The following is a 17416-nucleotide window of genomic DNA, read 5'->3' as shown; positions in this document are numbered from 1 at the left end:
TGTTCCTAATACTGTTATTTTATAAGAATGATTTATGCAGGTTGCCATGTATATCCACTGTCAAAACCAAGAGGGATATCTAATCCCCAAAAGATAAACAGTGTGGTGGTTAATACAATAAGCAAGCCAATAGTAAAGGGGATCATCATTGAGCATAGTGTACCGATACCTGCACCTTTATAGTATTTTTGGCAATACATCAAAATCAGTGGATAGAATGGGAACATTGGTGTGCTCACATTCATTGCAGAATCACTAACACGGAACGCGGCTTGCGTTAATTCAGGTGAAATTCCGACAGCCATTAACATTGGCACTAATACTGGTGCAATCACTGCCCATTTCGATGTTGCTGAGGTGATCATGATATTTAAGATTGCAGTCAGCAATATCACACCCAACACAGTCATACCTGAAGGCATATTAAGCGTGCGCAGTAATTCCGCACCTGATAATGCTAATAGTGTACCTAAATTTGAGTGCTGAAAAGAGTAAAGAAATTGAGCCGCAAAAAAGGCGAAAACGATAAATGGGATCAGTGATTTGGTGATATTTTCCATTGCTTTGACAATATCTTTTGTAGACGCAAAAGACTTTGTCATATAGCCATAAATTAAACCGGGTACAGAAAAGAAGATAAACAGTAAAGGCACCACAATTTGCATAATTGGGGCTTTAGGGCTGGTTAAACTGCCTTCTGGTGAACGTAATGGTGAGGTTTCTGGTAATAACAGTGCAAATAAACCAATTCCCATTAGCACCACTGCCCAACCCGCAAAACGGAATGCCCGTTTTTCTATTGGTGTGATTTCACCTAACTCTGCATCTTTAGTATCAATACTAGAAGAGAAAGGGCAGTTTTTATTTAACCAAGGCTCTACAATTTTTTCAGTGATATACCAACAAGTTAAAATAACGCCAAATGTTCCACCTACGCTAAAAAAGTAGTTACATAAAACGTTAACACTATATCCCGGAGCCATAATTTGTGCTGCTTCTTGAGTAAAGCTTTGCATTATTGGGTCAATAATTGACGGTGTATAACTTGCTGTAAATCCACCCGCCAAACCTGCAAATGAGGCTGCGATACCAGCTAAAGGATGACGACCACTGGCATAGAACATCATCGCAGAGACTGGCATAAGAATAACGTAAGCAGAGTCGGAAGCTAAGTGTGCAACAATACCAACAAAAACAACCGTTGGTGTCAGCATTTTAGGAGAAATAAACGAAAGCATTTTTTTTAGAGCCGTTTTAATAAAACCGCTGCTTTCTGCAATACCAATTCCTAATGTTGCAACAATCGTTATTCCAAGTGGAGGAAAGCTAATGAAATTTTTCACCGCACTTGTCACAAATAATATGATCTCTTCATATTGAAACATATTAATAACGGCGATTTTCTCTTTAGTCACTGGGTGGAAATAATCAAAATGTACAAATGAGAGGAAGAATGAAAATATCCAGCAGATCACTAAGGCGTAAACGAACAACATCGTAACATCAGGCATGATATTACCAATGCGTTCGACTCGGTTTAAAAAACCTTTTTTATTGGGTTGTGTTTGTGTTGTCATATTTATAATGCATCTTTTTATAAAAGTAATAAAAATCACCTTAAATAAATGACAATAAAAAGTAAATTTATTTTTAAATAATAAGTAGTTACCGAGGTTCATATAAAAGAAAGAGAAAAGGAATAATATATTAGAAATTATTATATTTAGATTTTTGTCGTCATTATTTTTCAGTTGTTAAAAAATGCTTTATTTATTTTTACACTCTATTTTGAATAAAAATAGGTGGATTATGCTGAATAATCATCCTGAATTCTTTAGAGTTGTTTTTGAAATTATTGTAGAAAACTTGTTTTATAAAGATCTATAAAATTAAAAATAAATAAAATAAGAAAAATTAAAAAATAGTTTTATGAGAAAAAGATGTGAGGAAAATAAGAAATGAAGCTAATAACTATTGAAAATAAGAATATCAACCATTTCTATTTTCTTAAAATGGCCGATATTCTAAAGAATGAATTTTAACGCAGAATATTCAACATACGACGTAAAGGCTCTGCGGCACCCCATAACAGCTGGTCACCCACTGTAAAGGCTGAAATAAATTCAGGGCCCATATTTAGTTTACGAATACGGCCTACTGGTGTGCTCAATGTACCTGTGACTGCTGCTGGTGTTAATTCACGCATAGTTAATTCACGATCATTAGGAATGACTTTTACCCAATCATTATGGCTTGCGAGTAACTGTTCAATCTCTGCAACAGGTAAGTCTTTTTTCAGTTTTAAGGTGAATGCTTGGCTATGGCAACGTAATGCACCAATACGAACACAAAGACCATCCACAGGAATGATATTAGAACCTGTATTTAAGATCTTGTTAGTTTCAGCTTGCCCTTTCCACTCTTCGCGGCTTTGACCGTTTTCTAGTTGTTTATCAATCCAAGGGATCAAACTACCTGCAAGAGGAACACCAAATTGTTCGGTAGGCATTGTACCGCTGCGCGTAAAGTTAGTGACTTTACGTTCAATATCTAAGATTGCAGAGGCTGGGTTTTCTAGCTCTTTAACCACTTGATTATGTAAAGAACCCATCTGTGACAGTAGCTCTCTCATATGACGAGCACCAGCCCCAGACGCCGCTTGATAAGTAGATACGCTTGCCCATTCCACTAGATTGTTAGCAAACAGACCACCTAATGACATTAGCATTAAACTGACGGTGCAGTTACCACCGACAAAGGCTTTAATGCCTTTATTTAAGCTGTCTTGAATATGTTGTCCATTAACAGGATCGAGAATAATCACTGCATCATCATTCATACGCAGTGCTGATGCGGCATCAATCCAGTAACCTTGCCAACCGGCTTGGCGTAGTTTGGGATAGATTTCATTGGTGTAGTCACCACCTTGGCAACTAATAATAATATCGAGTGATGCTAAGGTATCAATGTCATAAGCATCTTGCAGAGTACTACGGTGATTACCATAAGCAGGTGCTGCTTCACCTAATTGAGATGTGGTGAAGAAAACAGGGTTTATCCCATCAAAATCACGTTCTTCAACCATTCTTTGCATTAAAACGGAGCCGACCATACCACGCCAGCCCACAAAACCAACATTTTTCATTGTAATTACCCTGTCTTTGTCTGTAGGAATAGTGAGAGACCTCACACTAACCTGACAAAATATAGAGATAGGTGCAAGTGAATTTATTGATTATTTGCCAAAGAATTAGAAGCGTTTCTTATAGTCTGCATAGAGTTAACAAAAGGAAACCACAGAACGAACAAATATCAATAATTTGTTAAAAGCAAAATGGATGAGTCATTAAAGTGTAAGAATATTCTGTTATTTCTTATTTCGTTTTTTTAATAAATAAAAATATATTCTTGTTTAAGAAAATAGAGTAAAAATAGAAAAATGTAAAATAGTGTAATATATAAGAAAAACGTATTTACTTAGATATGGCTCCAAGCTTTATACTGAAAAACGTTATCCAAGAGATGACATAAATTCATAAATAAAAAATAACGATGAATATTCTTCATTTTATCTGATTTTTATTTTACCTTGATAAAAAGGTTTTAGGAGGCGCAAATGGATATATCTACATTCATTCCATTATCTACGTATTACTCATATTTAAAGCGGTTTGTGATTTCACCAACCACAATGGGTACTATCGCACCTTCATCTCGTTGGTTATGTTATGAAATGCTGGATAAACTCAACTGGCATCAAGATGTTCAAATTGCAGAATTAGGTGCGGGTACTGGCGTTATTACGCATCAAATTCTAAAAAGAATGTCTGCACATTCATCGTTGGATGTCTTTGAAATAGAACCGAGTTTCGCCACTGAACTGCGTAAAATTGATGATAAACGCTTAAAGATTTATACCACATCAGCAGAGAAATTAGATAGTCATTATAATATGATTATTTCAGGGCTTCCTTTTCTATCTATTAATCGAAAATTAGGATTAAAAATCTTAAAACGGGTTCATAGTGAGTTATTAAAAACACAGGGTTGCTTTGTTCTTTTTCAATATACAACGCGATATGAAAAGACATTATCTCGTTATTTTCATTTGGAAAAAAGACGTGTAATACGAAATGTTCCTCCTGCTTGGGTTTATTATTGCACACCAAAAATAAAATAGGGTGAATATAAAGCTTATTCGATTTTTATATTGTAAATAATCAATATTATTTATTCAGATAAAACTTGAGCAAGCCGCATAATACTGTTTTCAATTTCGGTAGGATTATGAGCCGCATATCCTAATAATACGCCTTGTTTAGGATAAGCTTGTATACAGTAACGTGATAAAGGCTGTATAGCTAAGCCAATTTCTTGCCCTTTTTTAACAATATATTCTTCTGTGTAGCCAGCTAGTAGCCAGCAGACAATATGGATCCCAGAGTCTGTCGGTTCAACACAGAAAACATGAGATAAATGTGTTTTTATGGCATTAGTTAATACTTGATAACGTTCATAGCAGGCTTTTCGTATTCGCCGAACATGGCGTGCATAATGACCTTGAGAAATAAACAGCGCTAATGTTGCTTGCTCTAAAAAGCCTGAGTGAGAGTCGGTGTAGTATTTAGCGACTTTAAAAGCGTCAACTAAAGTTTGAGGCACGACTAAAAAGCCTAAACGAAATCCGGGATACATCATTTTTGAAAATGTACCGGCATAAATAACGCGCTGGTATTTATCTAAACCTTGTAGAGATTGAATGGGTTTAGAGTGATAGCGAAATTCGCTATTGTAGTCATCTTCAAAGATCCACACATCATGGGATGATGCCCACTCTAATAACGCAATACGGCGTGAAAGTGAGAGGGTATTACCTAAAGGGAATTGATGTGAAGGTGTTGTAAAAACAAGTTTTGCTTCAGGACACTGCTCTATTCCTTGAAAAATATCCATTCCATCAATATCTGAATTTATTGGGTGTGATTTTATACCATAAGATGTGAAGATCCCTCGTGCGCTGTCATAACCAGGATCATCTAACCAAACGGCATCGCCTTCTTTTAATAATACTCTGGTGGTGAGGTTAATCGCTTGCTGTGTTCCATTTACAATAATGATTTGTTCAGGTTGGCAATAAAGACCACGAGTTGATTGCATATATTGGCATATCATCTCTTTTAATGGGGTATAGCCTGTTGGCGAATTAAATGTTGCGAGTGCTTTTTTTGATTGCCGCCAAACACGCCCTAATAATCTTCCCCAAAGTTCATGTGGAAAAAGATCAACACATCCGACTCCGACGTGAAAAATAGGGTTACTGTTTATATTGGGTTGCGATTGTTGCCAAAAATCCTGTGCTTTTTGCATATTCGGATTTAGCATTTCTAACGGATTTTCTATTAACAAAGAAGAGGCTGGATTGGTTGTTTTAACCCACTTATCAGAAATAATGGCATCAGGGATTGTACTTGCGACAAAAGTACCTGCACCGCGTCGAGTAAATAAATAACCTTCATCAATTAAACGTTCAAATCCTGCAATAACAGAATTACGGGAAATCGACATCATTTCAGCTAAGGTACGGCTTGATGGTAAGCGACTACCAGAAGATAAACGCCCATCTAAAATAGCTTTTCTAATCGCGTGATAAATCTGAGAACCAATAGGTCCTTCCTCTAAAACAAGGTTAGGAAAATAAGCTGTTTTTTTCTGTTTCATAAAGTGGATCCTATAAAAACACAAAAAGTGTACCTTATTGAGAACCAAAATTAAACGTACCATGGCAACGATTAAAGGCAGGGTGATACCTTTTGTTTATACCGTTTATGAAAGTAGAAGGAAGCGAAGAGATGAGCACAACACCAATAACTGTTTCAATTCAGTTTGTTGAACAAGCGCATTATGCTCAATGGTTGCCACATTGGTTAAGTTATCAAGCATTTTATAAAGTTGAGTTATCAGAAGAAATTACATTAAAAACATGGGCACGTTTTTTTGATGAAAAAGAGCCTGTTTATTGTGCCGTAGCGATGGAAGGTGAAAAGGTATTGGGTTTTGTTCATTACCTTTTTCATCGTTCAACATGGGCTGAAAGTGATTTTTGTTATTTAGAAGATTTATTTGTTTCACCAGATATACGCGGCCGCCACGTAGGTAAGCAACTTATTGAATTTGTTAATCAACAAGCAAAACAGCGTGATTGTGCTCGTTTATATTGGCATACACAGGAAACCAACTTACGCGGTCAACGTTTATATAACTGGGTGGCAGAAAAACCAGGTGTGATTGAATACCGTATGGCGCTGTAAAAGAACGTTAGGTAGGGCAGATAGGGTATAAAAGAGATGGCAATATTTACCATCTCTTTTCTGAGTTAGGGTTATTTATTAGATTAAATTTCGGTTAATTAAATGCTTGTTGGCAATAGAATTCATTGCCAACTTTTTTGGCTTCTTCACAAGCCTGTTTCATTAATTCGTCAGCTTTTTGCTTATTTTGTTCGATAATATGATATTGACCAGAGAACATAAAAGAGGCCATTGCTTGAGCAAATCCTTCAAAAGTTATTTCGTTGGCTTTTGCAAACCACATATTCGCTTTTTTAGTATCTACAGGGACATTACCTACTCCGCTATAAAGAACACCTAACCAAATCGGCGCATAAACCAGTTCAGGTTGATGCGTTGCTGCGGCTTCTTCTAATAACGCAATTGCTTTTTTATAATCGGTTTCACCAGATAAAGGTGCTATCAGCGCTGTTGCTAGACTTATTTTTCCTCTTATGCTTCCTTTATTCGCTGCGATTGTTGCTAATTTTCTTGCATCAACATAATGATTTTTAAAATAAGGGTCAGTATTAAATAAATAGAGATCAGCAAGTAGTGCGTAGGCATCGGCATAATCATTTTTTATGGCTTCATTAGCCCACAGTTGTGCATTGAAGAGATTTTTTTCTACACCCGTTCCCATTAAATACATTTCAGCCAATTGATATTGAGCTTGTGCATTATGGTTTAGTGCTTCTGTGCGGGTTTGTTCAAACACTCTTTTTTCTTGTTCTTCAAAATTAGCATGCAAAGAAAAAGAGAAGAAAAGGGTCATTAAACTGATAAAGGTCGAAATAGATTTAATAAATGTCATGTAGAGTACCGTTTGTAATGATTTTGAAAATCTTACCAATAATAATGGTATAAAAGCAGTTTATTTCTTCGACTTAATCAAACAAATAACAATATTGGGAGAGCGATAATGGCGATTGACCTTAGCAATCTTGTCACTGAAAGTAGAAATCATAACAGTGAAAATATAGACACACTTTCAACATTCGATATGCTAAAAGTCATCAATAATGAAGATAAAAAAGTGCCATTAGCAGTCGAGAAAGCGTTACCTGAAATTGCTCAATTAGTTGATAAAGTTGCAATTGCTTTTTCTCAAGGTGGTCGCCTTATTTATTGCGGAGCAGGTACATCGGGACGATTAGGGATTTTAGATGCCAGTGAATGCCCTCCAACTTATGGTACACCTCATGATATGGTGATTGGTTTAATTGCTGGTGGACACAAGGCTATTTTACAAGCTGTCGAGAATGCAGAAGATAATATTCAATTAGGTGAACAAGATTTACGCCAACTTAATTTTAATGAAAAAGATGTATTAGTGGGTATTGCTGCGAGTGGCAGAACCCCTTATGTCATTGGTGCTTTAAATTATGCAAAATCATTAGGGGCGACAATAGGTGCCATCAGCTGTAATCCTGAAAGCCCTATTGCACAAATTGCAGATATCGCTATTACACCGATTGTGGGAGCCGAGGTAGTCACAGGATCATCACGAATGAAAGCGGGCACGGCACAAAAACTTATTCTTAATATGATAACAACGGCTGCGATGATAAAAATCGGCAAAGTGTTTGGTAATTTGATGGTGGATGTTGAAGCCACCAATGCCAAGCTTGTTGAGCGCCAAGTTCGTATTGTGATGCAAGCAACAGAGTGTGAAAGAGCTATTGCTGAACAAGCGTTATCACAATGTCAGCATCACTGTAAAACGGCAATTTTGATGATCTTAGCAAACGTAGATGCACTTCAAGCCACGCAGATGCTTAACCAAAATAAAGGATTTATTAGAAAGGCGTTGGGTGAGTGATTTTCATTTATTAAAGAGAATGTTAAATTTTATTCTTGATAAAAGCCAGCTAATACAAGGTATTGGCTGGCTTAATGATGGGCTGTAAACAGCTAAGAAATCTTACTCAATATTTTGGATCTGCTCGCGCATTTGTTCAATTAAAACTTTTAATTCAATGGCTGAATTGGTGACTTCAGTATTAATTGATTTTGAGGCTAATGTGTTGGATTCACGGTTAAATTCTTGCATCATAAAGTCAAGACGACGACCTACCGCTTCTTTTTTAACAAGAATTTTGCGCGTTTCTTTAACGTGAGCTTCTAATCTATCCAATTCTTCTGCGACATCTAAGCGTTGCGCTAACATCACTAACTCTTGTTCTAAACGATTATTATCAATTTGAACCTGTGCTTCTTCTAATTTGCTGGTTAAGCGCTCGCGTTGCCATTGTAAAATTTCTGGCATTTGAGCTCTTACTTTAACGACTTCTGCGCTAACCGCATCTAAACGTTGCTCGATAAGTTCTTTGAGTGATTGTCCTTCGGCTTCACGACTAGCAATAAAAGCATCGATTGCTAGATCTAATTCGGCTAAAAGTTCAGTACCAATCGCATCTAAGTCTTGCTCTTGTGCTGAAATCACACCCGGCCAACGTAAAATATCAAAAGGGCTGATAGTGCCTTCATGGCTATGGCTTTTTACCCAATTTGCAGAAACAATCAGTTGTTTTGCGAGATTTTCATCAAGATTTAATTCACCTTGAAAGCGAGCATTAAGATCAAAACGTAAGTTACATTCAATTTTACCGCGCGTTAAGCGATTACGTAGACGTTCACGAATAACAGGCTCTAAACTACGTAATTGCTCAGGTAAACGAATATAAGTTTCAAGGTAGCGCTGGTTTACGGAACGCAGTTCCCAAGCGGCAGTGCCCCAGTCTTTTTTGATGTCTCGGCGAGCAAAAGCGGTCATGCTACGGATCATAATAGGGTCTCAATAATGTAAAAGATGATATGATTATAACCCTATGCATCAATACAAGGATAGGCATAAGCCATTTTAGGTCGTATAATGCGCCCCCAATATGTCAGAGAAAGCGGAGATAACACCATGCGTCCAGCAGACAGACAAGCAAACCAAGTACGCCCTATTACCATTACTCGCCACTATACAAAACATGCTGAAGGTTCTGTATTAGTCGAATTTGGTGATACTAAAGTCTTGTGTAATGCCACTGTAGAAGACGGTGTACCTCGTTTTCTGAAAGGACAAGGGCAAGGATGGGTGACCGCAGAATACGGCATGCTTCCTCGCGCAACAAATAGTCGTAATGCTCGTGAAGCGGCTCGCGGTAAACAAACGGGTCGTACTATGGAGATCCAGCGTTTAATCGCTCGCTCATTACGTGCCGCGGTTGATTTAAAAGCACTAGGTGAATTTACCATCACTGTAGATTGTGATGTTATCCAAGCGGATGGTGGTACACGTACTGCATCTATCTCTGGTGCTTGTGTCGCATTAGTTGATGCTTTAAATAAAATGGTTGAAGAAGGCAAACTGAAAAAAAGCCCTCTGAAATCAATGGTAGCTGCAGTCTCTGTGGGTATTGTTGATGGTGAACCATTATGCGATCTTGAATATGTTGAAGATTCAGCAGCAGAAACAGACATGAATGTGGTGATGATCGATGATGGTCGTATGATTGAAGTTCAAGGTACGGCAGAAGGCGCACCATTTAGCCATGAAGAATTACTTGCTTTACTCGCCCTTGCGAAGGGGGGATTAGAGAAAATATTTGAAGCGCAAAAAGAGGCGCTTAAGCAATAAATTCTATTTTTAAAGGCGACTGAGAAGTCGCTTTTTTTATGCCTAAAATTTGTCATCAAGTAACGTAGAGAGGAGAAAGAAATGAAAGCCTACCAACGCCGCTTTATCGAACTAGCATTAGCAAAAAATGTCCTGAAATTTGGTGAGTTCACGCTGAAATCAGGAAGGGTGAGTCCTTACTTTTTTAATGCCGGTTTATTTAATACAGGGCGTGATTTGGCTTTATTGGGGCAGTTCTATGCGCAAACATTATTAGATAATAATGTGTCTTGTGATGTGTTGTTTGGACCTGCTTATAAAGGGATCCCTATTGCAACTACAACGGCAGTCGCATTGGTTGAACATCATGATATCGATATCCCTTACTGTTTTAATCGCAAAGAGGCTAAAGATCATGGTGAAGGAGGAACATTAGTAGGAAGCCCATTGAAAGGTAATGTAGTGATTGTTGATGATGTCATTACAGCAGGTACTGCAATTCGTGAGTCAATGGAAATCATCAAACAGCATGATGCAACGCTTTCTGCGGTGTTATTAAGTTTGGATAGACAAGAGAAAGGGCGAGAAGAACTTTCTGCAATACAAGAGTTAAAACGTGACTATCAATGCCAAGTGTATTCGATTATTACTTTGGATGATTTAATTAGCTACCTAAGTGAGAGTGAGACTCTGTCTGAGCATTTACCTGCGGTTAAAGCTTATCGTGAACGCTACGGTGTGAATTAATAAAGTTAATACGCGATAAACGAGTTGGCCGATTATAGATAAAAAAAAGCCCTCGCCCAATTATGGGCGGGGTGAGTAGTACAATGAATCTTCTGCGACAATTATCACAGATATTGAAATATAAAAAGGACTTTTACAGCAGGGGCAAAGCGAGTCGCTAATGCCACAATGTAGGAACTGCACGAGTGCCATTCCTGATAAATACATTTAGGTAACTATGTACCAGAGGACGCATGTTAACACAAATAAGAAAAAAACGGCATATCTGTAAATTTCAAATTGTTGAGTTAAATCACGAGTCCATCATTTCATTGTAACTGTGCCAAAATTAATGGCCAGCGGGCTTCAAATTCTTGAGTGGGTTGATAGCGAAATTCTGTGCGTACAAAGCGCGCTAGCATGCCTTCACAAAAAGCGAGTAATTGTGAAGCAAGTAATGCTTCATCATGTAAAAAGGCACTCCCTTCACGAATTTTACGTTCTTTGATAACTTGTCGAAGCTGGACTTCAATGCGTTCATAAAGCTGGTTTATTCGCCCTTGTAATCTGTCTTGTTCAAACATCAAAGCATGACCCGTTAAAATACGAGATAACCCTGGATTTTTTTCAGCAAAACCAAGGATCAAGACAAGAATTAAGCGAATTCTTGCCACAGCGTCTTTTTCGTCTTTTAAAATCAAATTAATACGAGAGACTAAGCTATCTTCGATAAACTCAATTAAGCTATCAAACATTTTGGTTTTACTTGGAAAATGTCGATAGAGCGCAGCTTCAGATACACCAACAGTAGCGGCAAGCTTCGCCGTTGTAATGCGCTGACTACCGTCACTTGATTCCAACATTTGGGCAAGTGACTGTAAGATTTCATCCCGTCTATTTCTTTTCTTTTTGGTTTCTTTTTCTTCTGCCATGACTGATAAGGCCCCTGCTAAAAGCAAAACAAATCAGTAAACCTTTGCACTAAGGTTTTTAGTGCAAAGGGAGTGATATCGTCATTGATATAATTAATGCAAGACGTCTTTATTATTGGCGGCCAGAGTGACCAAAGCCACCGCTACCACGTTCCGTTGCAGTAAAATCTTCAACAATATTAAATTCAGCTTGAACTACGGGCACGATGATCATTTGAGCAATACGTTCACCCGGTTCGATGGTGAATGCTGTTTGACCGCGATTCCAAACTGATACCATAAGTTGACCTTGGTAGTCAGAATCAATCAGTCCAACTAAGTTACCCAATACAACACCGTGTTTATGGCCTAAACCTGAACGAGGAAGCACCATTGCTGCTAATCCTTCATCGGCAATATGTACAGCAAGACCTGTAGGTAATAATTCGGTTTGCCCTGGTTCAAGAACCAATGGTGCATCAAGGCAAGCGCGTAAATCTAAACCAGCAGAGCCTGTTGTGGCATAAGCAGGAAGTGGATATTCTTGACCAATACGTGCATCAAGGATTTTAACATCAATTTTTTTCATCATAATGTTTGGCTATCTCGTCAAGTAGGCGATGGCTAAGTTGTGCTTTACTACTGTGTGGTAAGCGCGTTTCTCCATTAGCCCAAATAAGGTGTAATGCATTATTGTCACTGTTAAAGCCTTGATTTTCTGCTGAAACATCATTGGCACAGATCAAGTCGAGCTGCTTTTGTTCTCGTTTTTTGCGGGCATATTCTTCCACATTCTGGGTTTCAGCTGCAAATCCAACAACAAAAGGACGGTGTTCAAGCATTTTTCCAACACTCGCGACAATGTCGGGGTTTTTTACCATAGTGATGGTGACTTCATCACCTTGTTTTTTTATTTTTTCAGTCGCGATAAGTTTAGCGCGGTAATCGGCAACAGCTGCACAACCAATAAAAATATCTTGTGAAGGTGCGATTAACATCACTTGTTCGTACATTTCTTGTGCGCTTTCAACGTCAATACGTTTAACACAAGTCGGTGTCGGTAATGTGACAGGTCCTGCGATAAGTGTGACATCAGCCCCACGTAATGCGGCTGCATGTGCAATTGCAAACCCCATTTTTCCTGAGCTATGATTGCTGATAAAACGCACTGGATCTAAGGCTTCACGAGTAGGCCCTGCGGTTATCGTTATTTTTTTACCGGCAAAATCTTGTGGCGGTAAAGCAAGTTGTTTTTCAGCTAATGAGACGAGAGTTAGAGGATCTAACATTCGTCCTGGGCCTACATCACCACAAGCTTGACTACCAGAGTCAGGCCCCCAAATTAAACAGCCACGTTGTTCTAAAGCAGATAAATTTTCTTGTGTAATTGTGGCTCTGTACATTTGCTGATTCATTGCAGGCGCAATAGCGATAGGCGCGCTACTCGCTAAACAGAGTGTGGTAAGTAAATCATTTGCCATACCCACTCGTAAGCGTGCAATAAGATCGGCAGTCGCGGGTGCAAGTAGAATTAAATCAGCCCATTTACCTAATTCAATATGTCCCATAGCGGCCTCTGCTGCTGGATCAAGTAAATCATCAGCAACAGGAAAACCAGAAACCGCTTGTAGTGACAAAGGCGTCACAAATGCATGAGCAGCGGGTGTCATTACAACTCGTACAATTGCGCCTTTATCACGTAAACGGCGTACAAGTTCTGGTGCTTTATAGGCCGCGATACCACCACTGATACCAAGAATAATCTTTTTGTCGTGAAGTGTAGTCATGATGAAATGCCTAAGTACATAAATAATTGCCCGTAATTTTACCACAAGGTAATCGTGAATTCGGAATTCTATGTAACTTCATGTTTTATAGGTTAAATTTTTGCGATTCATCTCGCATAAATTTGATATGTGTCTTTTTTATACAAGATTAGCAGTTTATAGTAAATTAACTGTATAAAACAACAGTTGTTTTGCGATTAGCATTTAATGATGAGTAATGTTTCCCCTAAATCCTATTGCTTATGTGAATAAATAAAATAGATCATTAATGCCACTACCTTTACTTATTAAGGAGTCCACGGATGGAAAATCAATCGATTAGTGAACTTTTACCTAGAGAAAAACTATTACTTTATGGCGTGGAATCACTCACTGATATTGAGTTATTGGCGCTCTTTTTACGCACCGGCACTTATGAAAAATCTGTATTAGAGCTTGCTGCTTTTTTACTTAAAGAATGTGGCTCTCTTTATCACGTTATTAATGCTGATTATGAAACATTAGGGCGTTTTAAAGGTGTTGGCGTGGGAAAGTTTACCCAGTTGCAAGCTATCAATGAAATGGCTCAGCGTTTTTCTACAACACAATTTATGTATAAAAATGTACTTTCTTCTTCCGAAGACACAAAATATTACTTGCAAAAATTACTTCATTGGCGAGACCGAGAGGTGTTTGTGGTGTTGTTTCTTGATAATCAAAACCAATTGATTGCATTTGAAGAAATGTTTAAAGGAACAATTAACCGAGTAGAGGTTCATCCGAGAGAAATTGTCCGTCAATCGATAAAAAAGAATGCAACATCTATCATTCTTGCTCATAATCATCCCTCTGGTCATTCAGAACCAAGCCTTGCAGATAAACAATTGACTGAAAAAATTTTTACTGCTTGTCAGTTGGTTGGCATAAATGTACTCGATCACCTTGTGATAGGGCATGATAACTGTGTTTCTTTTGCAGAACGTGGTTGGTTATAGCAAATATTTTTGTAATTATTGTCAATCTTTATTTGTACGGGTCTTGAGCGTTGAGGCCATTGGGCGTATACTACGCCACCTTTGAGGATCTTGGGTTTGGCGAGAAGAGCCTATCTCAGCAAGTTTTTTCTGAGGTGTTTACACAGTTTTTCAATCGTTAAAAGTTGCTGAGATGGGCTCCAAAGCCTGACGAGGCGGTCAAACCTGATATTAAAGCTCGAGCTGATTAGATTTTTGGAGAATAGACATGTCCCGAGTCTGCCAAGTTACCGGCAAGCGTCCTGTGAGTGGAAACAACCGCTCTCACGCATTAAACGCGACTAAACGCCGTTTTCTGCCAAACCTGCACTCTCACCGTTTCTGGGTTGAGTCTGAGAAACGTTTCGTAACTCTGCGTGTATCTGCTAAAGGTATGCGTGTGATTGATAAGAAAGGCATCGAATCTGTATTAGCAGATTTACGTGCCCGTGGTGAGAAGTTCTAAGGAGCTGAAAAATGGCTAAAGGTATTCGCGAGAAAATTAAACTCGTTTCTTCTGCTGGTACAGGTCACTTCTATACCACTACGAAGAACAAACGCACTATGCCAGAAAAACTGGAAATGAAAAAATTCGATCCAGTTGTTCGTCAACATGTGCTTTATAAAGAAGCTAAAATTAAATAATTTTAGTTTTCTTAAAAAACCCGACCTTAGTGTCGGGTTTTTTGTTATCTGGAGCCCGCTAAGTATAACAAAGTAAAGCTATTGTGATCTTCGCTTACTCTTTAGTTATACTATGGCTCTTTTAAAATCATCGGGTGAATGGATTGCGGATGAGCAAGTCAGTATTATCAATATTACACACAGAGTCATCTTGTGGCTGGGGTGGTCAGGAAATTCGAATACTGACGGAATCTCAAGGCATGATCCGCAGAGGGCACCGAGTTGCATTAGTATGTTGCCCTACATCTAAAGTTGCTAAGGCTGCACCGGATTATGGTATTGAGGTTTTCACTCTACCGATTGAAAAAAAACGCGGTTCAGCATTAAAAGCACTTCGCCAATGGTTAAAGTTACATCGTCATCAATTTGATGTTATCAATACCCATAGTTCAACTGATGCATGGTTAGTTGCCGCTTCTTGTGCCACATTACGTCATTCACCCGTTATTGTTCGAACTCGTCATGTTTCTACGGATGTTTCACGTTTATTACCAACACGATGGCTTTATCTTTCATCCAGTGCCCATATTGTGACAACGGGTGAGAAATTACGCCAGACACTCCATCAGCATAATAAATTTCCATTAGAAAAAATGACATCAGTTCCTACAGGAATTGATTTGCAACGTTTCTTTCCACAAGATAAACAAAAAGCTAGAGAGAAAATTGGAATACCAAATAAACCGACATTAGGTATTGTTGCGACTATGCGAGTATGGAAGGGACATAAATATTTAATAGAAGCATGGAAATTGTTACATCAGCAGTTTCCAGACTGGCAATTAATTTTTGTAGGTGATGGACCTCAGCGTAAAAACCTAGAGCCAATGGTGAAAGAGGCTGGTTTAGAACAGAGTATCTTTTTCCTTGGTAATCGTAATGATGTGCCTGATTGTTTAAATGCAATGGATCTCTTTGCGTTACCCTCTTTTGGTAATGAAGGTGTGCCACAAGGTATTATGCAGGCGATGGCATGTGGTTTACCTGTCGTGTCAACTACGGTTGGCGCGATTAGCGAAGCAGTTATTGATGGTAAAACAGGATTTACATTAGTACCGCAAGTACAAGAATTATTAACCCGTCATTTAGCTAAATTAATGAGCTCAGATGAATTGCGTGAACAAATGGGAAAAGCAGCGCTTGAACATGCCGTTTCACGATTTAGTTTAGATAATATGTTAGATAAGATGGAAAGGATCTTTATTCAGGCAATCAACAATAAAAATAAATCAGTATGATTCATGTTGATAATAAAGCCGTGAAACGATTATCTCTATTATCAACTTGGTGTATTCATCTTATTGATGAATATTTGTAATACTTTTTAGTGTATAGTCTGAGAAGTAAATGTATCATTTAAGCCAAATAAAAAGCATATGGATCCGAAAAATATATTGGTTATAGCGGTAGCGCGTTTTGGTGATACATTACTTATCACTCCCGTTATTCATGCCTTAAAACAGCGCTGGCCCAATGCTCATATTCATGTATTTGCACATAAGCGTAGCGCATGCATTCTTGAGCATAACCCTGATATTGATAGCATTAGGCATTTTTCTAAAAAAAGGGCGGTTTGGGCTGGTTGGTTACCTCATAAGCCTTATGATTTGGCTTTGGTATACGGTAATGATCGTGATTTGGTGAATTATGCTCGTCGCCAATCTCATCATACCGTTGCTTTTGCTGATATTTCTCAGCAACAAGGCAATGTGACTTGGGTTGCTCGTCCCAAGTCGCCGATAGTTGCACAAAAAGAACGTGCCTTATTAATTAATGCATTAGGGATTTATCCGAGTTGTTGGCAATTGCGTTACTTTATCAATGAGGAAGAAGCGACTTTTGCACAACAGTTTTTAAAAGATAATTCATTAATTAATAAGAATATTATTGGTTTTCAACTGCAAAGTTTTCCAGCTAAAGCCTATCGAGATTGGCCTGTGGAAAATTTTCTACAATTAGCAAAACAGATTATTACCCATGACGCGAGTGCGTACTTTTTGCTATTAGGTAGTAAGGAAAGTGAACAATTATCCATTGATTTAGCTAAACAAATGGGTGAACAACATTGTTTAGCCTTAGCGGGTCGAGTTTCAATGCGGCAAAATGCGGCAATTATGGCGAATTTATCGCTTTATGTTGGGGTAGATACAGGTCCCACACATTTAGCTGGGGCTTTAGATATCCCAATGGTGGCGTTATATCATAGTTATCACCCAGGGTGTTATTTAGCGCCATTACAGCATTCTTGTTGTCAGGTTATCCAGCATCCAACGTCGTTGGACAATGCCCGCCGTGAAGATAATATGGCTGATATATCAGTCGAAGAAGTGTGGGGTGCAGTGCGTAATATCATTGATGGAATGAAGGTGAAAAAGTAATC

At 38.3% G+C, this 17416-nt stretch carries 18 protein-coding genes; 10 read left to right on the top strand and 8 right to left on the bottom strand.

Annotation, left to right across the window (positions count from 1 at the left end):
* Positions 1–32: 32 nt before the first annotated feature.
* A complete protein-coding gene (locus ACNART_RS14840) occupies positions 33–1577 on the bottom strand; it encodes an AbgT family transporter (protein ID WP_198620297.1) in 1545 nt (514 codons plus the stop codon).
* Positions 1578–2038: 461 nt separating this feature from the next.
* The gene (asd, locus tag ACNART_RS14835; RefSeq protein ID WP_100157779.1) at positions 2039–3145 is read right to left on the bottom strand and encodes an aspartate-semialdehyde dehydrogenase; all 1107 of its coding nucleotides are present in this window, start codon (positions 3143–3145) and stop codon (positions 2039–2041) included.
* 471 nt (positions 3146–3616) lie between these two features.
* Between asd and ACNART_RS14830 the strand changes: the two genes are divergently transcribed.
* Positions 3617–4180, top strand: a complete 564-nt coding sequence (locus ACNART_RS14830) for a class I SAM-dependent methyltransferase (RefSeq protein WP_198630101.1) — start codon at positions 3617–3619, stop codon at positions 4178–4180.
* A gap of 50 nt (positions 4181–4230) precedes the next feature.
* Here the strand turns inward: ACNART_RS14830 and ACNART_RS14825 are convergent, their stop codons facing one another.
* Positions 4231–5718 (bottom strand): PLP-dependent aminotransferase family protein, encoded by a 1488-nt coding sequence (locus tag ACNART_RS14825; protein ID WP_368927767.1) that lies wholly within the window; start codon positions 5716–5718, stop codon positions 4231–4233.
* Positions 5719–5849: 131 nt separating this feature from the next.
* On the opposite strand from ACNART_RS14825, the gene ACNART_RS14820 reads away from it, so the two are divergent.
* Positions 5850–6308, top strand: coding sequence for a GNAT family N-acetyltransferase (locus tag ACNART_RS14820; RefSeq protein ID WP_109373364.1), 459 nt, complete (start codon positions 5850–5852; stop codon positions 6306–6308).
* Between the two features lie 94 nt (positions 6309–6402).
* Here the strand turns inward: ACNART_RS14820 and ACNART_RS14815 are convergent, their stop codons facing one another.
* On the bottom strand, positions 6403–7140 hold the full coding sequence (locus ACNART_RS14815) for a tetratricopeptide repeat protein (protein WP_349443258.1): 738 nt from the start codon (positions 7138–7140) through the stop codon (positions 6403–6405).
* 108 nt (positions 7141–7248) lie between these two features.
* Here ACNART_RS14815 and murQ point away from each other — a divergent pair, with 108 nt between their 5' ends.
* The gene (gene murQ / locus ACNART_RS14810) at positions 7249–8148 is read left to right on the top strand and encodes an N-acetylmuramic acid 6-phosphate etherase (RefSeq protein ID WP_416303624.1); all 900 of its coding nucleotides are present in this window, start codon (positions 7249–7251) and stop codon (positions 8146–8148) included.
* A 102-nt stretch (positions 8149–8250) separates the two neighbouring features.
* Here murQ and ACNART_RS14805 read toward each other — a convergent pair whose 3' ends face one another.
* Entirely contained in the window at positions 8251–9114 is an 864-nt protein-coding gene (locus ACNART_RS14805; protein WP_196533674.1) for a YicC/YloC family endoribonuclease, read from the bottom strand.
* Positions 9115–9240: 126 nt separating this feature from the next.
* Here ACNART_RS14805 and rph point away from each other — a divergent pair, with 126 nt between their 5' ends.
* Both rph and pyrE read left to right on the top strand, forming a co-directional pair.
* On the top strand, positions 9241–9957 hold the full coding sequence (rph, locus tag ACNART_RS14800; RefSeq protein ID WP_072064701.1) for a ribonuclease PH: 717 nt from the start codon (positions 9241–9243) through the stop codon (positions 9955–9957).
* Positions 9958–10038: 81 nt separating this feature from the next.
* Complete coding sequence (gene pyrE, locus ACNART_RS14795) at positions 10039–10683, top strand: orotate phosphoribosyltransferase (RefSeq protein ID WP_099073912.1); 645 nt, start codon at positions 10039–10041, stop codon at positions 10681–10683.
* Between the two features lie 308 nt (positions 10684–10991).
* Here the strand turns inward: pyrE and slmA are convergent, their stop codons facing one another.
* The 3 genes from slmA to coaBC all read right to left on the bottom strand — a co-directional run bounded on the left by slmA (position 10992) and on the right by coaBC (position 13360).
* Positions 10992–11594, bottom strand: a complete 603-nt coding sequence (gene slmA, locus ACNART_RS14790; protein ID WP_109373373.1) for a nucleoid occlusion factor SlmA — start codon at positions 11592–11594, stop codon at positions 10992–10994.
* A 112-nt stretch (positions 11595–11706) separates the two neighbouring features.
* Complete coding sequence (gene dut / locus ACNART_RS14785) at positions 11707–12165, bottom strand: dUTP diphosphatase (RefSeq protein ID WP_006534255.1); 459 nt, start codon at positions 12163–12165, stop codon at positions 11707–11709.
* Entirely contained in the window at positions 12149–13360 is a 1212-nt protein-coding gene (coaBC, locus tag ACNART_RS14780; protein WP_198630105.1) for a bifunctional phosphopantothenoylcysteine decarboxylase/phosphopantothenate--cysteine ligase CoaBC, read from the bottom strand. Before coaBC ends, dut begins: the two co-directional genes overlap by 17 nt.
* Positions 13361–13662: 302 nt before the next feature.
* On the opposite strand from coaBC, the gene radC reads away from it, so the two are divergent.
* From radC to ACNART_RS14755, 5 genes are all read left to right on the top strand, one after another.
* Positions 13663–14334, top strand: a complete 672-nt coding sequence (gene radC / locus ACNART_RS14775) for a RadC family protein (protein WP_198620306.1) — start codon at positions 13663–13665, stop codon at positions 14332–14334.
* 247 nt (positions 14335–14581) lie between these two features.
* Entirely contained in the window at positions 14582–14818 is a 237-nt protein-coding gene (rpmB, locus tag ACNART_RS14770; protein WP_036914542.1) for a 50S ribosomal protein L28, read from the top strand.
* Positions 14819–14829: 11 nt separating this feature from the next.
* Entirely contained in the window at positions 14830–14997 is a 168-nt protein-coding gene (gene rpmG, locus ACNART_RS14765) for a 50S ribosomal protein L33 (RefSeq protein ID WP_006534250.1), read from the top strand.
* A gap of 149 nt (positions 14998–15146) precedes the next feature.
* Positions 15147–16274 carry a glycosyltransferase family 4 protein gene (locus tag ACNART_RS14760; protein WP_198620307.1) on the top strand — a complete coding sequence of 376 codons (1128 nt, stop codon included), beginning with the start codon at positions 15147–15149 and terminating at the stop codon, positions 16272–16274.
* A 138-nt stretch (positions 16275–16412) separates the two neighbouring features.
* Positions 16413–17414, top strand: a complete 1002-nt coding sequence (locus tag ACNART_RS14755) for a glycosyltransferase family 9 protein (protein WP_198620308.1) — start codon at positions 16413–16415, stop codon at positions 17412–17414.
* The last annotated feature ends 2 nt before the right edge of the window (positions 17415–17416 follow it).

The sequence above is a fragment of the Proteus sp. LHD240705 genome, from assembly GCF_047921555.1.
Taxonomy (GTDB): domain Bacteria; phylum Pseudomonadota; class Gammaproteobacteria; order Enterobacterales; family Enterobacteriaceae; genus Proteus.
The sequence above is the reverse complement of the archived record's forward strand: the minus strand, read 5'-3'. Positions and strand labels throughout refer to the sequence as shown.

Bases quoted from the DNA above. Each gene is read 5' to 3' on its own strand.
- ACNART_RS14840 (WP_198620297.1), bottom strand. From the start codon at position 1,577: ATGACAACACAAACACAACCCAATAAAAAAGGTTTTTTAAACCGAGTC.
- asd (WP_100157779.1), bottom strand. From the start codon at position 3,145: ATGAAAAATGTTGGTTTTGTGGGCTGGCGTGGTATGGTCGGCTCCGTT.
- ACNART_RS14830 (WP_198630101.1), top strand. From the start codon at position 3,617: ATGGATATATCTACATTCATTCCATTATCTACGTATTACTCATATTTA.
- ACNART_RS14825 (WP_368927767.1), bottom strand. From the start codon at position 5,718: ATGAAACAGAAAAAAACAGCTTATTTTCCTAACCTTGTTTTAGAGGAA.
- ACNART_RS14820 (WP_109373364.1), top strand. From the start codon at position 5,850: ATGAGCACAACACCAATAACTGTTTCAATTCAGTTTGTTGAACAAGCG.
- ACNART_RS14815 (WP_349443258.1), bottom strand. From the start codon at position 7,140: ATGACATTTATTAAATCTATTTCGACCTTTATCAGTTTAATGACCCTT.
- murQ (WP_416303624.1), top strand. From the start codon at position 7,249: ATGGCGATTGACCTTAGCAATCTTGTCACTGAAAGTAGAAATCATAAC.
- ACNART_RS14805 (WP_196533674.1), bottom strand. From the start codon at position 9,114: ATGATCCGTAGCATGACCGCTTTTGCTCGCCGAGACATCAAAAAAGAC.
- rph (WP_072064701.1), top strand. From the start codon at position 9,241: ATGCGTCCAGCAGACAGACAAGCAAACCAAGTACGCCCTATTACCATT.
- pyrE (WP_099073912.1), top strand. From the start codon at position 10,039: ATGAAAGCCTACCAACGCCGCTTTATCGAACTAGCATTAGCAAAAAAT.
- slmA (WP_109373373.1), bottom strand. From the start codon at position 11,594: ATGGCAGAAGAAAAAGAAACCAAAAAGAAAAGAAATAGACGGGATGAA.
- dut (WP_006534255.1), bottom strand. From the start codon at position 12,165: ATGATGAAAAAAATTGATGTTAAAATCCTTGATGCACGTATTGGTCAA.
- coaBC (WP_198630105.1), bottom strand. From the start codon at position 13,360: ATGACTACACTTCACGACAAAAAGATTATTCTTGGTATCAGTGGTGGT.
- radC (WP_198620306.1), top strand. From the start codon at position 13,663: ATGGAAAATCAATCGATTAGTGAACTTTTACCTAGAGAAAAACTATTA.
- rpmB (WP_036914542.1), top strand. From the start codon at position 14,582: ATGTCCCGAGTCTGCCAAGTTACCGGCAAGCGTCCTGTGAGTGGAAAC.
- rpmG (WP_006534250.1), top strand. From the start codon at position 14,830: ATGGCTAAAGGTATTCGCGAGAAAATTAAACTCGTTTCTTCTGCTGGT.
- ACNART_RS14760 (WP_198620307.1), top strand. From the start codon at position 15,147: ATGAGCAAGTCAGTATTATCAATATTACACACAGAGTCATCTTGTGGC.
- ACNART_RS14755 (WP_198620308.1), top strand. From the start codon at position 16,413: ATGGATCCGAAAAATATATTGGTTATAGCGGTAGCGCGTTTTGGTGAT.